This is a genomic window from Adhaeribacter terreus (assembly GCF_042657365.1).
In the GTDB taxonomy this organism is placed as follows: Bacteria; Bacteroidota; Bacteroidia; order Cytophagales; family Hymenobacteraceae; genus Adhaeribacter_A; species Adhaeribacter_A terreus.
The window spans coordinates 648709-663460 of the sequence record NZ_JBHSKT010000001.1 but is presented as its reverse complement, the minus strand read 5'-3'; the positions used below and the strand labels follow the sequence as shown (position 1 = coordinate 663460).

Here is a 14752-nt window from a genome sequence, read left to right as displayed (position 1 = left end):
TCCGGGTTAAATATATTGCACGAACACGGCTTCGGCGGCGCGCAGGTTGATGCGGCCGTTACCTTTGGGCGCCGGCACCGAGATTAAACCGTTCATTTGTTTTAAGTGCAGTACCAGTTTGCTTAGTTTGCAACGGCAGGAAACCGGGTTAACTTTTGCGGAATTTTTCATAGCGTTTTCAGTTTTAAAGGTTTAACTATGTTTCTGAAAAAATTATTCTTTAAGTTTTTTTATTAAATCTGATATCGTTTTGCGGCTTGCTTTCGATTTTTTCAGGCTAAAAGCATATCGTTTTAACTAGCCATAGCGAACAAAGAAAGCTGCTGTTTTACCAGGGAATTCCGAACCGAGCCTTCACCGAAAAGAATGCGGCGGCGGATGGTTTCGGCAGTTAAATCTTTGCTTTCTGGACTTTGACCTTTGCAGGTAATGAAGTAGCGCGCCCGTTTTAAAACCACCCCGAACTTCTGCAGATGTTCCAGGCGTAAAGGGGCAAAGCGGCGGGCAGCCACAATTTTCTTCGCCGATTTCACCCCGATGCCCGGCACGCGTAAGATCAGTTCGTAATCGGCGGTATTTATTTCTATCGGGAAAACGCCGAGGTTGCGCAGGCCCCAGGCTAGTTTCGGATCAATTTCCAAGTCGAGGTCGGGGTGCTGATCGTCTACAATTTCGTTTACCTGGAAGCCGTAAAAACGCATAAGCCAATCGGCTTGGTAAACGCGGTTTTCGCGGATAATAGGCGGGTTTACGAGCGAAGGCAAGCGGCTGCCTTCGCTCACCGGCACGTAGCCGGAATAATAAACCCGTTTTAAGTTATAGCTCCTATATAAATTGCTGGAAAGTGTAAGAATTTGCTGGTCATTTTCTTTAGAAGCACCTATAATGAGCTGCGTGCTCTGGCCGGCCGGCGCAAACGCAGGCGCACTTTTAAACAACTTTTTCTCTTCTTTGCTTTGCTGCAACTGCCCCGAAATATGGCCCATCGGCGTTAAAATTTCGGCGTAATTCTTTTCCGGAGCCAACGTTTGCAAGCTCATTTCCGAAGGCAGCTCAATGTTCACGCTCAGGCGATCGGCATACAAACCAGCTTCTTTTATTAGTTCTTCCGAAGCACCGGGAATGGTTTTCAGGTGAATGTAGCCGTTGAATTTATGCTCGGTGCGGAGTTTTTTGGCAATTCTAACCAAGCGTTCCATGGTATAATCGGCATTCTTGAAAATACCCGAACTCAGGAATAAGCCTTCTATATAATTGCGGCGGTAGAAATTAATGGTCAGGTCTACCACTTCTTCCACGGTAAAGGCGGCGCGTTTAATATCGTTGCTTTTGCGGGTCACGCAGTAGGCACAATCGTAAATGCAGAAGTTGGTAAGCAGAATTTTCAATAAAGAAACGCAACGGCCATCTTCAGTATAGCTGTGGCAAATACCCATTCCTTCGGCATTACCTAAGCCTTTGTTGCTGTTCTTACGTTTGCCTCCGCTGCTCGAGCAGGAAACATCGTACTTGGCCGCATCGGCTAATATTTTTAGCTTTTCCTGAATCCGTTCGTTCATGATGTAATTTTACGAACGTTTTACTAATTATACAAGCATTTAAAGCTAATTATTTTAGTTTATTCTTAAAATTGGCCTTAACAAAATTTGGTTTGCTAAAAAAACGGTAGGAATTTTGGGCGAAAAACCCGAACCTTGAAAATGGCGTTAAGAAAAACTGATATATATCTGAATTAAATTGGCATTTTTGATTTGCGGCGTACGTTTGTAATTTACCGGTTGGTTCAATTTCCTGAAATGCCTTTTATTCTTCGTTGGGTTCTTGTTCTTGTTTTGCCGGTTGTAGTTTTGCTGCAACCTGTAAGCGCGCGCGCGCAAGCGCCGGCCAAAACCGATACTATTCCCGCCGATACAACTAGAAAAGGCACCACTTCAGACCGGATCGTGAAAGGTTTGCAGGAATATTCGAAGCGCAAGAGTTTACCTGCCCGGGCGGTGAGTAAGCTTTTTAATTTCAACCGGAAAAAACCAACCGATAACGGCCTTGACCCGGAACTGATCAACTACCAGTTTTCGCAGCACGATTATAAAATTGTGCGCCGCATCGATATACAAACCCTCGATCCTTTCGGTTATTCGCTTACCGATACTACCGCTGTACCCGATAATATTCTGGAAAAAAGCGGCAATTATCTGCACATAAAAACCCACCGCGGCCGCGTACGCAATAAATTATTGTTCCGGAAAGGCAAACCATTGGAACCGCAGGCCATTATAGAATCGGAACGTTTACTGCGCCAAACCGACCACATTCTGGATGCCCGCATTCGCGTGAACGAAGCAACCACAACCGCCGACAGCGTAGATATTATTGTTTCCACCCGCGACGTTTTTAGTATTGGTGGTTCGTTTGGTTACAATGCTTCTAAAACCATGGCTGTAATTGGCCTCCGCGATGTTAATATTTTAGGGCTCGGCCACCAGTTCCGCAATAAGATCTGGCTCGGAATAGACGATCTGCCGCAGTCGTGGCAATACCAGGGTAGTTATCTGGTAGAAAACATTTACCGCTCTTATATTTCTGCCCAGCTTAATTATTTAAACGATTACCGTAACGATCAGCGCGGCATTACTTTCAACCGCTATTTTTATACGCCTACCACCAAATATGCCGGCGGCCTTACAGTAAATTGGTTCAAGAACCGCACCTTTACCCGCGACAGTACCCAGGATCTGCGCTTCAACGCGAAAGATGCCTGGCTGGCCCGTTCTTTCAAATTGAAAACCTATAATTTAGGCTATGAAAATCCGGGCCGGTTAATTGTGGGCGCGCGCATCAGCAATATTAATTTCACGAAAACGCCCATTGAAGATGCTTACTTAAACACCACGCTTTATTTAGCTAGTATTGGTTACAGCTACCGGAAGTATTACAAAGACAAATATCTGTTTGGTTTTGGCCGCACCGAAGATATTCCGGCCGGAAATTTAATGACGCTCACGCTGGGTTACGAATATGCCACCACCCGCATCCGGCAATATATTGGCATCAGGAACGATTTCGGAAAATACAACCTGAATTTCGGTTACTTATATGCCAGCGGCGAATTCGGCACGTTTCTGCAGGAAGGCAAAAGAACGCAGGGCGTTATAAATACCAACATTCTATATTTCACTAAACTCTATAATCTGAATGGCTGGCTGATCCGCAATTTTGTCTGGAACCGCATGACCTATGGCTTAAACCGCGAACCCGGTGAAGTGCTGCGCGTGAATAATTACGAAGGTTTGCGCGGTTTCCGTTCGGGCACGCTGGTAGGCCAGAACCGGTTTACTTTAAATATGGAAAGCAATCTTTTCACGCCCATTTCTTTTGTAGGTTTCCGGCTTGCCGGCGTTGTTTTTGCCGACCTCGCCTGGCTATCCCGCACCGACGATATTTCCCCTTTCAAAGACAAACCATACCAGGCTTACGGCGTAGGCATCCGTTTCCGCAACGAATATATGGGCTTTAATACCATTCAATTACTGCTAGCCTGGTACCCGCGCATTCCCGAAGGCGACAGTTTCAACAACATCAAATTCTACGAAAACTCCCGCCGCTTTTACGATTTCCAGGATTTCTATTATTCCCAGCCAACTGTATCCCCATATCAGTAATTCTACTTATTTATCGGGCCCTACTAACCTAAACAGGATTCACAGAAGTATTCCTCAGAACTGCGTTTTCACAAACCACATTTCACACATTTCGCCAGCGCAGCGTCGTCCGAAAACCACGCTATCAAAACAACTAAACTAAAAAGAAAGCTGACTACGGAGGAAAGCCATACCAGTTTCTGTGAGAGCGGCCTCCGCACTTTCCGGTTTCGTCAGAAAAGCCGCCTGCGGCTAGGAAAGGGTGAGACGCGAACGCAGAAACGCTGCCCGCCCGGCAGAAGAGGGCGAAAGCTAACTATAAAAGTTAAAAGTTATGAGTTAAGGATTAAAAGTTGGCTATGAAAACGGTATCCTTTTCAAGTAAAAAAGTCAATAACAAACGCTTCTACAAACTTGATGAGATCTCTCCTTGCGTCGAGATGGCGAAAAAAAAACGCTATGCTTTAACACTAAAAAAGTAAAACCACAAACATCTCAAAAAATCCAACTTCATAAACCAAAATATCACCACATTTTACAGGATGATTTTAAGTTATTTTAGAATTCTGCCTTACGAAAAGTATCCATTTACCACGAAACATACCCCGTTCTCAACTTAGAGCTGCATTTCAACAACTCAGCAACCTACGCAAACGTATTGAAGTAAATTAATAAATAATTGCACTTTGTTTATGCATTATAATTTAATACCCATAAAGCATAAACAGACTACCAAGCCACCACTCTAAACCTCCGATACGTATGAAAAGCTTAAAAAAACTAGGCTCCCTAGCTGTGGGCCTTACCTTTCTCCTCATTTCTGCCTGTACCAGTTCTAAAAAGGCAATCTATTTCAACGACATCAACAAAGCCGAGTTTACGGCCCAGCTTGAAAGCCTGGAGCCCGTAATTCAAAGCAATGACCTGTTAAGTATTTCCGTCACGAGTTTAAACCCGGAAGCATCTGAAGTATTTAATTCTCTCAACAGTAATTCTGTTCGCCCTACGAGCGCAACCAACAACATTTCCAACGCTGCCGGTTACCTCGTAGATACAGAAGGCAACATCAAATTCCCCTACCTTGGCAGTATTCAGGCAGCCGGTATGAGTAAAAAAGCTTTGCAGGAGGTTATCAGAACCGAAATTGTGAAACGGAAATTGCTCAAAGATCCGATCGTCGATATCCGGTACATGAACTACAAAGTTTCGGTTCTGGGCGAAGTTGCTAACCCAGCCGTGCTTACCGTGCCAAACGAAAAGATAACGCTGCTCGAAGCACTTGGCCTGGCCGGCGACCTGACCATTTACGGCAGCCGCGACAACATTCTGCTCATCCGGGAAGAAGACGGTAAAAAGAAACTCAACCGCATCGATCTTACCTCCAACCAGATCTTTACTTCGCCCTACTACTACCTCAAATCCAACGACATTATCTATGTCGAGCCTAACAAAACCAAAATCGCGAATGCGAGCGCAACCCGGCAATGGTTACCGGTTATCCTGAGTGCGCTTTCCCTGGCTGTAATAAGTGTAGATCGTTTAACCCGCTAAATTTTAAAGTTATGCTATCCATAAATAAAGAAAAACCGAGATCCGAGGAAAATTTATTCTCTGCATTAACTTTCCGCTTTCTGCCTTACTGGCCATTATTTCTAGTGCTGCTCATGTTTGCCGGCGGCGCTGCCTGGGCTTTCCTGAAATATTATGCTTCCCCAAGCTACCAGATAAGCGCTACGCTCCTTATAAAGGATGAGAAAAAAGGGATAAACGACCCTAAAATGATGGAAGAAATAGACGGCTTTACTTCCAGCAAACTGGTAGACAACGAAATGAAAGTGATCCAGAGCCGGATCCTGATGAAAAAAGTAGTTGATAGCCTGAAACTGTACGCTCCGGTTTACGAAAAAGGCCAATTCAAAGCAACTTCAGCTTACACTACTTCACCGGTAAGGATCATTCTTCGCAACCCCGAAAAAGCTACCGAAAACCCGCAGATCGATTTCCGCTACAACAAAGACAAAAACCAGGTTGTGATAGGAAGCACTGGTTATGACTTAAATGAATGGGTTACTACACCTTACGGGGAAATGCTTTTCACCGAAAACCCGGCCAGATCTGGCGTGCCCGGCGGACCACTCTACTTTGCCATTGTAAATCCGCGCCGCGTAGCCAGCGAATTACTCGCGAACCTGACTGTAGAGCCTTCCAGCAAACTTTCTACCGTTATAAACCTTGCCCTGCAAGATGAGGTACCACAGCGCGGCGAAGATGTTCTGAACTACCTGATCCAAGTGTATAATGACGTAGCCATAGCCGATCGGAACGAACTGGCTGCCAAAACCATGAACTTTATAGAAGATCGCATAAAAGTGGTAGAAAGCGACCTCTCTGCAGTTGAAGATGAAGTTGAGCAATTTAAATCGTCGGAAGGCGTAGTAAACCTGGACGAACAAGGCAAACTTTACCTGCAAAACGTAGGCGATAACGACCGGAAACTGACCGACATCAACATGAAACTGGCGGTACTGAAAAACGTGGAAGCCTACGTAGTTTCGAAACGGAATACAGTTAGCACGGTGCCATCTACACTTGGTGTAAGCGAGCCGGTATTATCGCAATTGCTGCAGAAGCTTTACGAAGCAGAATTGAAATACCAGGCATTAAGCAAAACCACCGCCGAAAACAACCCGATGCTGCTTGCCACCCTGGATGAAATTAATAAGGCCCGGCCAAGCATTCTGGAAAACATTCGTAATCAGCGCGAAAACCTGCTTGCCAGCCGTGCCGACCTGCTAGCAACCAACATTAAATACCGCAGTGCCTTGCAGACCATTCCGCAAAAAGAGCGGGCTTTGCTGGAGATCGGCCGCGAAATGACGATCAAGAATAACGCATACAGCTTCCTGCTGCAGAAAAGAGAAGAAACGGCCCTGGCGCATGCTCCAACTGCTAATTCCAGCCGCGTGGTAGATATGGCGCAGTCATCGGTGTTGCCGGTTAATCCAAAGCCCATTCAGGTTTATGCAGTAGCAATCTTTCTTTCGCTGGCTTTAGGTATTGGTTTTGTAACGGCCAAAGAGCAACTTACCAGCAAAGTGCTTTTCCGCTCCGATATTGAAGACAACACCACCATTCCGATCATTTCTGAATTATCGGATGTAAAACGCAAGAAGAACGCATTATTTACCGAGCCAACCGAAGTTTACGTGATCGAGCAATTCCGCCAGATGCGCGCTACCATGGGCTTGTTCGGCCGCTCCTTTAACCGGAAGAAAATAATGGTAACCTCCAGCATTGCCGGCGAAGGAAAAAGCTTTGTAAGCAGCAACCTGGCCTACAGCCTGGCTTCTTCCGGCAAAAAAGTGGCCCTCATCGATTTCGACTTAAGAAGCCCGAACGCCTCCCAATTGTTCAACTGCTACAAACAAACCGGCATCACCGAATTCCTGACCGAAGACATTGATCCGCAAGCCATTGTGTACGAAACCGAATTCAGCAACCTGAGCATTATTCCGGCCGGAACTTCTGTTGGAGACCATACCGAGTTGCTGCTGAACGGTAAACTGGAGATCTTCTTCGCCTATCTCGAAAAAACCTTCGATTATATCATTATCGACACGCCACCGGTAGAACTGATTTCAGACGCTTATCTGCTTGCCGAATACTGCGATGCTACCTTGTTTGTAATGCGCCACGCGTTCACCCCGAAAAGCAAGATCAAACACCTGAACCAGAACCACAAATTAAAAGCTGTAAGCAATCTGGGCATTGTGTTTACCGGAGTAAAAGCCCGGGGCTTTATTAAAGGCGACTACGGCTACGGTTACGGCAACATTTACGGCTACAAAAACACCGCTAAATTCCAGCGCAAAGAGGTTGCTAATAACGAAACCCTGAACGTGAACCTGAAAAAGCTCATAAATTACAACACCAGCAATACCGCGCCAGATCTGGATCCGCAGGTATAGCGCCAGGGCTTTCTGCCAATGGCATTTTAAAAAGCACAAATTAAAAACGGTAGGGTTCCGGCATAAAAAACCGGCCCTTGCCATATTCCTTCACTCATACTTATCGCCTGACAAACTGAGACTAAAGCGCAAGCCAATCTTCTGAAAATCAGATTTTTGAATTCGCTTTAGTTTCTTTTAGCAACCCCGTCAGATCAGATAAAGCCTTCAGCAAATACCTTTTTTATTGTTTGTAACCCAGGAAGGCGAAGCCCTGCCCTTTTGCTATTTAAACCCTCTAAACTTCCAGACTATGAAAGAGAATTGGTACGCCGTTTACACCAAACCCCGGTGGGAAAAAAAAGTAGCCGACCTGCTATCGCTGCACAGCATTCAGAATTACTGTCCGCTTAACCGGGTAGTACGCCAGTGGAGCGACCGCAAAAAAGTAGTGTATGAGCCGCTATTCAACTCTTATGTGTTTGTAAAAGTTACCGAAAAGCAGCTTCCGGCTTTAAAACGCCTCGATGGTATTCTGCACTATGTAACCTGGCAAGACAAACCGGCCATCATCCGCGAAAGCGAAATTACCATTATCCGCCATTTTCTAAGAGAATATTCCGATGTAAAACTCAAAGCCGCCGACCTCAATATTAACGATCCGGTGCGGGTAACCAGCGGGCCACTTATGGAAAAGCAGGGAACGGTGGTTGCCGTTAAAAACCAGACCGTTAGAGTTGCGCTTCCATCTTTGGGCTGCATGCTTTATGTAGAACTGAATAAAACCTGCCTGGAGCCAGTTGCCGCTTAAGGCCCTTGCTCCAAAGTAAAAACGCTAGGGTTTAGGCCTGAAAAAGTCGAAAACCTGAACTACCAACTTACTGCCAAAACGCTATGGCTGGCGGCATAAAAAGTAAACCTCTAAAAACCCGAAACGATGAAAATATTAGTTACAGGAACTGCTGGCTTTGTTGGTTTTCATTTTGCAGAAAAACTTCTTTCCCGCGGCGACGAAGTAGTTGGTGTAGACAACATAAACGATTATTACGACATAAAACTGAAGTTTGCGCGCCTTACTGAAAGCGGAATTCCGGAAGCAGAAATAGCCTGGAACCGCGAAGTACAAAGCCAGAAACACGCCGCTTACCGCTTCATCCGGATGAATCTGGAAGATAAAAAAGAACTCATGGAGCTCTGCGACCGCGAAAACTTCGACGTAATTGTGCATTTGGCCGCGCAGGCCGGCGTACGTTATTCCATCACCAACCCTGATTGCTACGCGCAGAGTAACCTGGTAAGCTTTCTGAACATTCTGGAAGCCAGCCGTCACCACCAGATTAAGCATTTGGTTTACGCCAGTTCTTCCAGCGTTTATGGCCTGAATGAAAAAATGCCTTTCTCTGTAAAACACAATACCGAACACCCGGTTTCGCTTTACGCTGCCAGCAAAAAAGCCAACGAATTAATGGCGCATACTTACAGCCATTTATACCGCATTCCAACTTCCGGGCTCCGTTTTTTCACGGTTTACGGTCCGTGGGGCCGCCCCGACATGGCCTATTACAGCTTTGCCGAAGACATTTCGAACAACAAGCCGATCAAGGTTTTTAACGAAGGCAAAATGCAGCGCGACTTTACTTACATAGACGATATTGTGAACGGCATTGTAAACGTAATGGACAAACCCGCCGAGCCCTGCGCCGACTGGAATGCCCAGGAACCCGATCCTTCCCGTTCCACCGCCCCTTATTGCATTTACAACATAGGCAACAACAACCCGGTAGAGCTCATGAGTTTTATTTCTGAAATTGAGAAGAACCTGGGCAAAAAAGCCTTGCTGGAAATGCAGGGAATTCAGGCCGGCGATGTGGTAGCAACCTGGGCCAACGTAGACGATCTGCTCCAGCATTTCAACTACAAACCCGACACCACCATTCAGGACGGTCTTAAAAAATTCACCGATTGGTTCAAGGCTTATTACTCACCGGCGCAAACCACTTCTACCGCAGAAATTCCTTACCAGATAGACGGGGCCGCGCAGCTCATTCCCAACATGCAGGTAACCCTGACCAGCCTTCCTGCCAACGCCGCCCAGATCCAAAGCCAATCTGAAGCAACGCCGGAAACGGCCGCTTAAAAATTTAAAAGCAGCAGCAAAAACGCTATGCTTTTGAGCTGAAAAAGTCATTAACCGATCTTCAACCTCACCTAGCCCCTTCCCATGAATCCTGAAAAAAAACTAACTGAACGCACCCTCTCCGGTTTTCTCTGGATGATTACGGGCAGCGGCATTCAGATGGGTTTAAAGATTGGTGTGCTGGCAATTCTGGCCCGCCTGATCTCGCCTAAAGATTTCGGGATCGTGGGCATGGCCGTTATTGCAGTAGACTTTTCGAAAATGTTTTCGCAAATGGGCGTTGGCCCTGCCATTGTGCAACGCAAAGAATTAGAAAACCGCCACCTTACTACCGGCCTTACCTTATCTATTTGCATGGGGCTTTTCTTTGCCGGTCTGCTCACGTTAACTTCCCCGCTTCTGTCAGAATTTTTCCGGATGCAGGGCTTGGCTCCCGTGCTGCGCCTGGTTTCGCTCATTTTCCTGGTAGATTCTCTTACGTTGGTTGGCCAGGCTTTAATGCAACGCAACATGAATTTTAAAACCATTGCCGCCGTAGAAGTTGCTTCTTATGCTTTTGGCTACGGTGCGGTAGGTATTACGCTGGCTTATCAAGGCTGGGGCATGTGGGCATTGGCTGCCGCTTTAATTTCCCAGGCCGTATTGCACGCGCTGCTAGTAGTTATTATTCAGCCATTCCCGAAGAAACCAGGCTTTGAAAAAGCAGCTTTTAAAGAACTCATCAGTTTTGGCGGCGGCATGACTTTAGCCCGTTTAGGCAATTTTCTGGCTGTGCAAGGCGATAATCTCGTGATCGGGCGGATGCTGGGCGCCGGTGCGTTGGGTCTTTACGGTCGCGCTTACCAGTTCATGGTTATGCCGGCCAGCCTTTTCGGCAACGCCTTAGATAAATCTTTATTCCCGGCTATGGCCAAAGTGCAGGACGATAAAGCCCGGCTTGGCAAAGCGTATTTAACCGGCGTAAGCAGCATTGCATTGGTAGCCATTCCGGTAAGCATGATATTCATGATCTTAGCGCCGGAAATTGTGCAGCTTTTGCTCGGCCCGAAATGGAATGCAGTAATTATCCCTTTCCAGATCCTGGCCTGCAGCCTGCTTTTCCGGATGAGTTATAAAATGAGCGATTCGCTGGCACGCGCTACGGGTGCAGTTTACCGCCGGGCCTGGCGGCAGTTTTTATACGCGCTGTTTGTAGTTACAGGCTCTTACATTGGCCAGTTCTGGGGTTTACCGGGTGTAGCGGTGGGTGTGGCCGGCGCATTGGTCTTAAACTTCCTGATGATGGCTCATTTAAGCATTCAGCTCACCACCACTACCTGGTTCGATATTCTGAAAGCCCATTTTCCGGGCCTGAGCCTGGGTTTACTTACCGGCACCATAACCTACGCCTTATCAACTTTGAACCGGATGTATTTTGGTTCGGGTTTTCTTACGCTTTTGCTTACCGTTCTGGGCCTCGGCCTGCTTTCAGCACTTACCATCTGGCAATTCCCGGCACTTTTCATCCGCGATGACCAGAGAGAATTATTGAACAAACTGCTCCTGAAACGATTCAAAAAACTTCCGACCCCAAGCGCATGGACCAATTGACAATCACCCCGGTAGCCACCCTCACGCTAATAAAAAACCTGCTGGCTGCCTGGCACGAAAACGACATAAACTACTGCCACTGGAAAAGTAACGAACATCTAGCGGCTTCCATGACCGGCGACACCGATCTTGATGTGCTCTTCGATGCAGATCAGAAAGAAAAGACCATTGAAACGCTGCACGCGCTCGGTTTCAAACGCTTTCATTCCATCAGCCAGAAAGAATATAAAGACATCGAAGATTTCCTGGGCCTAGATCTTGAATCGGGCAAAGTAATTCACGTGCATGCGCATTTCCGGCTTACCATGGGCGAAATGTACCTGAAAGGCTACCAGTTGAATTTTGAAAATAAGATCCTCGAAACCCGCTATTTCAACGAAGCATTCGGTATTTATTGCAGCAGCCCGGCCTTTGAACTCATCTTACTCTACATCCGCGAAGCTCTGAAACTCCGCCACCGCGACCAGGGAATGATGTACTTTTTCAATAAAGTAAAATATACCGGCAACACGCAGGTAGAATACGAATGGCTCCGCAAACAGGCAAAAAACAAAGACATCGAAATAATTCTGAAAAGCATTTTCCGCAATTACGAACCGATATATCAATTTATTACCGGCCCATTTAACCGCCGTGAATTACTGAAACTGGCCGCCCTGATCAGGGAAGAATTCCGGAATAACCGTTTGCATTCGCCTCTCAAAGCTTTAGCCTTGCGCTGGTACCGCGAAGTAACCGTAAAAGTTTCCCGCAAACTGGCCCGGCTTTTAAACCAGCCTATTCTGGCGCAACGCATCAATCCGCGCGGCGGCATGGTTGTGGCCGTAATTGGCGCCGACGGTTCCGGAAAATCTACGGTTACGGCTAATTTACAAGCAACCTTCCGGCAGAAACTGGATGTGTACCGCATTTATTACGGCCGTGGCGATGGCAGAATTTCCCTTCCCAGAAAAGTATTGCAGGCTTTCAAAAAAGCAAAGCCTTCCGCAGCAGAAAAAAAGGCTGAAAACGCTATGGTTTCGGGCAAAAAAAGTGGCTTAATGGCAAATATCTATAAGTGCCTGGAGGCGTTGCTGGTAGCCACCGAAAAAAGCAACAACCTGAAACGCATGCAAAAAGCTCGCGCTAAAGGCATGCTCGTGATCTGCGACCGTTTCCCGCAAAACCAGCTAATGGGTTACAACGACGGACCGCTGCTTCACCACCTGATCAAATCGGGAAACGCTCTTTTTAAAGCCCTTGCCAAATACGAAGCCAGTATTTACGCCCGCGCCGAAAACACACCGCCCGATGCCATTATTAAGCTGATTGCCGCTGCCGAAGTGGTAGAAGCGCGCAAACCCGGCGAAACTTCGCTGGAAAAACTTGAAACCAAAATAGCAGGCATTAAAAAACTTCAGTTCGGAAAAACCTGCAAAACCATAACCATAGATGCCACTCAGCCACTGCAACAGGTGCTAACCACCGTGAAACAGAATATCTGGGAAAATTACCCTTAAAAAACGCTATGCTTTTGAGCTTAAAAAGTCAGCACTCCTAATCTGATCTACCCGAATACGCAATCATTATACTAAACTTTCTGACTTAAACCCTACTTCCGTGAGCGCCGCCAGACCCTTCTTCAGCATCGTGATACCGCTATACAACAAGCAGGAGCATATTGCCAATACCCTGCACTCGGTACTGCACCAGACTTTTCCGGATTATGAATTGCTGGTAATAGACGATGGCTCTACCGACGAAAGTGCCACCATTGTTGGGATCTTTAACGATTACCGGCTGCAGGTTTTCCGCCAGAAAAATGCCGGTGTTTCGGCCGCGCGTAACCACGGAATAAAACGTGCCAAAGGCCAATACTTTGCTTTTCTGGATGCGGATGATCTGTGGGAGCCCAATTACCTGGCCGAAATGTGCAGGCTGATCGGCAACTATCCGGGTTGCGGTTTTTACGGCGCTGCCCATACCGTTTTAGAAAATCACCGGTCTTTTGTAGAAGGCGGCTCTATGAAGGAAGGAATTGTAGAAGATTATTTCCGTAGCGAGTGGACTCACCACATTACCCGGTTATCGGCCACGGTGGTAAACCCGGTCGTTTTCGAAAAAACGAAAGGCTTTCCGGAAGGCATGATAAGCGGCGAAGACAACTTTTTCTGCGCCAGCATCGCCCGCGAATTCCCGGTAGCTTATACTCCAAAACCGCTGGTAACTTATAATAAAAAATTTAGCGGTTTATCCCAACGCTTCGATAAAACAGACAGTTGCCGGGAATACTGGCTGGAACTCTATGCCGACGGCGATTTTTACCGGAACGAACTAATAGCCGGTAAAGCTTTAAAAGCCGGTATTCGTTACGCGCTGGGTTTTAACCGGCTCAAAAGCCTGAAAATAGAAACCGATTTCTGTTACACCCGGCTTTCTGTAAGAAAATGGCGCATCTTATTTCTGCTGAACCGTCTGCCCAATGCGGGCATAAAACTCGTGATCCGGTTAATTTTTCTAAAAAGATTACTCCGCAATTTTTACCAGGATTTAGTTGCTAAAAGAATGCCAGTTACCAGGCAACAGTTGCCTTCCCGGGAACCTGTTTCACACAAACCTTTTTCCCCGGGGCCACTCATAAACACCTGAATAACAGATAAAACATGGCTTACTAAAACGAAACTCTGAAGCTTAAACCCAGCAATAATGGTGAAAACATTTACAGAAACAACTACTTCTCAACCAACCCGCAGCCAACGAAAAACCACCATCGTGGAATTTGTAGGATCACCGGGCGTGGGTAAAACTACCAGTTGTAACTGTTTCACGGAAATGCTGCAAGCTAAAGGACTGCATGTTTGCCAGTCAGAAGATCTGAAAACGTATTTCAGAAACCTGGGGCGCCGGCAAAAACTTCAGCTTTTCTGCAACACCCTGTTTATGAAGGCTTTCACCCTGATAAAATACACTACCATTCTAGCCCGCTATAAAATATACAGCCTCAATTCGGTTTATCGTTTTCTGCGGCTGTCAGTGTTTCAGGCAGCGCTTGATCAGATGATAAAAACCAGAAAAGTAGACCTGGTGCTGCTCGACCAATGGATGATCCAGGAACTCTGGTCAGCTACGATCTTTAAAACCGATGCCATGCAGCAACTTCAAACCGAACTAAAGGAATTCTATTTTAAAACCGACTATCTTTTTTACTTCGACCTAGATGTAGAAACAGCCGCCGGCCGAATTGAGAACCGCAGCACCAACCGCAGCCGCTTCGACCGGATGACACCTGAAAAAAGGCTGGCCGAAATGAAGAAATACAATGCATATCTGCACGGATTGTTCCAGCACGCAGATTGCCTCGAAAAACATACGCTCTCTACCGAACAAAGCCCTTACCAGAACGGCGAATTGTTCTTAAAACTCCTGGCTCCTGTACTTCCTTCTAACAATTAAACTTTACC

Annotated in this window: 11 protein-coding genes; 9 read left to right on the top strand and 2 right to left on the bottom strand. The window is 46.6% G+C overall.

Annotated features, from left to right (window positions below; genetic code table 11):
- Nucleotides 1-6 precede the first annotated feature (6 nt).
- On the bottom strand, nt 7-171 hold the full coding sequence (locus ACFPIB_RS02665) for a hypothetical protein (RefSeq protein WP_200504529.1): 165 nt from the start codon (nt 169-171) through the stop codon (nt 7-9).
- A 122-nt stretch (nt 172-293) separates the two neighbouring features.
- Nucleotides 294-1559 carry a putative DNA modification/repair radical SAM protein gene (locus ACFPIB_RS02660; RefSeq protein WP_378015872.1) on the bottom strand — a complete coding sequence of 422 codons (1266 nt, stop codon included), beginning with the start codon at nt 1557-1559 and terminating at the stop codon, nt 294-296.
- A 237-nt stretch (nt 1560-1796) separates the two neighbouring features.
- On the opposite strand from ACFPIB_RS02660, the gene ACFPIB_RS02655 reads away from it, so the two are divergent.
- From ACFPIB_RS02655 to ACFPIB_RS02615, 9 genes are all read left to right on the top strand, one after another.
- A complete protein-coding gene (locus tag ACFPIB_RS02655; RefSeq protein ID WP_378015871.1) occupies nt 1797-3659 on the top strand; it encodes a BamA/TamA family outer membrane protein in 1863 nt (620 codons plus the stop codon).
- 741 nt (nt 3660-4400) lie between these two features.
- A complete protein-coding gene (locus tag ACFPIB_RS02650; RefSeq protein ID WP_378015870.1) occupies nt 4401-5189 on the top strand; it encodes a polysaccharide biosynthesis/export family protein in 789 nt (262 codons plus the stop codon).
- 11 nt (nt 5190-5200) lie between these two features.
- Nucleotides 5201-7606, top strand: coding sequence for a GumC family protein (locus ACFPIB_RS02645; protein WP_378015869.1), 2406 nt, complete (start codon nt 5201-5203; stop codon nt 7604-7606).
- Nucleotides 7607-7898: 292 nt separating this feature from the next.
- Complete coding sequence (locus ACFPIB_RS02640) at nt 7899-8396, top strand: UpxY family transcription antiterminator (protein WP_378015868.1); 498 nt, start codon at nt 7899-7901, stop codon at nt 8394-8396.
- A gap of 126 nt (nt 8397-8522) precedes the next feature.
- The gene (locus ACFPIB_RS02635) at nt 8523-9722 is read left to right on the top strand and encodes an NAD-dependent epimerase (protein ID WP_378015867.1); all 1200 of its coding nucleotides are present in this window, start codon (nt 8523-8525) and stop codon (nt 9720-9722) included.
- Nucleotides 9723-9806: 84 nt separating this feature from the next.
- Nucleotides 9807-11312, top strand: a complete 1506-nt coding sequence (locus ACFPIB_RS02630) for a lipopolysaccharide biosynthesis protein (protein ID WP_378015866.1) — start codon at nt 9807-9809, stop codon at nt 11310-11312.
- Entirely contained in the window at nt 11300-12811 is a 1512-nt protein-coding gene (locus ACFPIB_RS02625) for a nucleoside/nucleotide kinase family protein (RefSeq protein WP_378015865.1), read from the top strand. The genes ACFPIB_RS02630 and ACFPIB_RS02625 overlap by 13 nt, the downstream gene beginning before the upstream one ends.
- Nucleotides 12812-12911: 100 nt before the next feature.
- Entirely contained in the window at nt 12912-13940 is a 1029-nt protein-coding gene (locus ACFPIB_RS02620) for a glycosyltransferase family 2 protein (RefSeq protein ID WP_378015864.1), read from the top strand.
- A 57-nt stretch (nt 13941-13997) separates the two neighbouring features.
- Nucleotides 13998-14744 (top strand): hypothetical protein, encoded by a 747-nt coding sequence (locus ACFPIB_RS02615; protein WP_378015863.1) that lies wholly within the window; start codon nt 13998-14000, stop codon nt 14742-14744.
- The last annotated feature ends 8 nt before the right edge of the window (nt 14745-14752 follow it).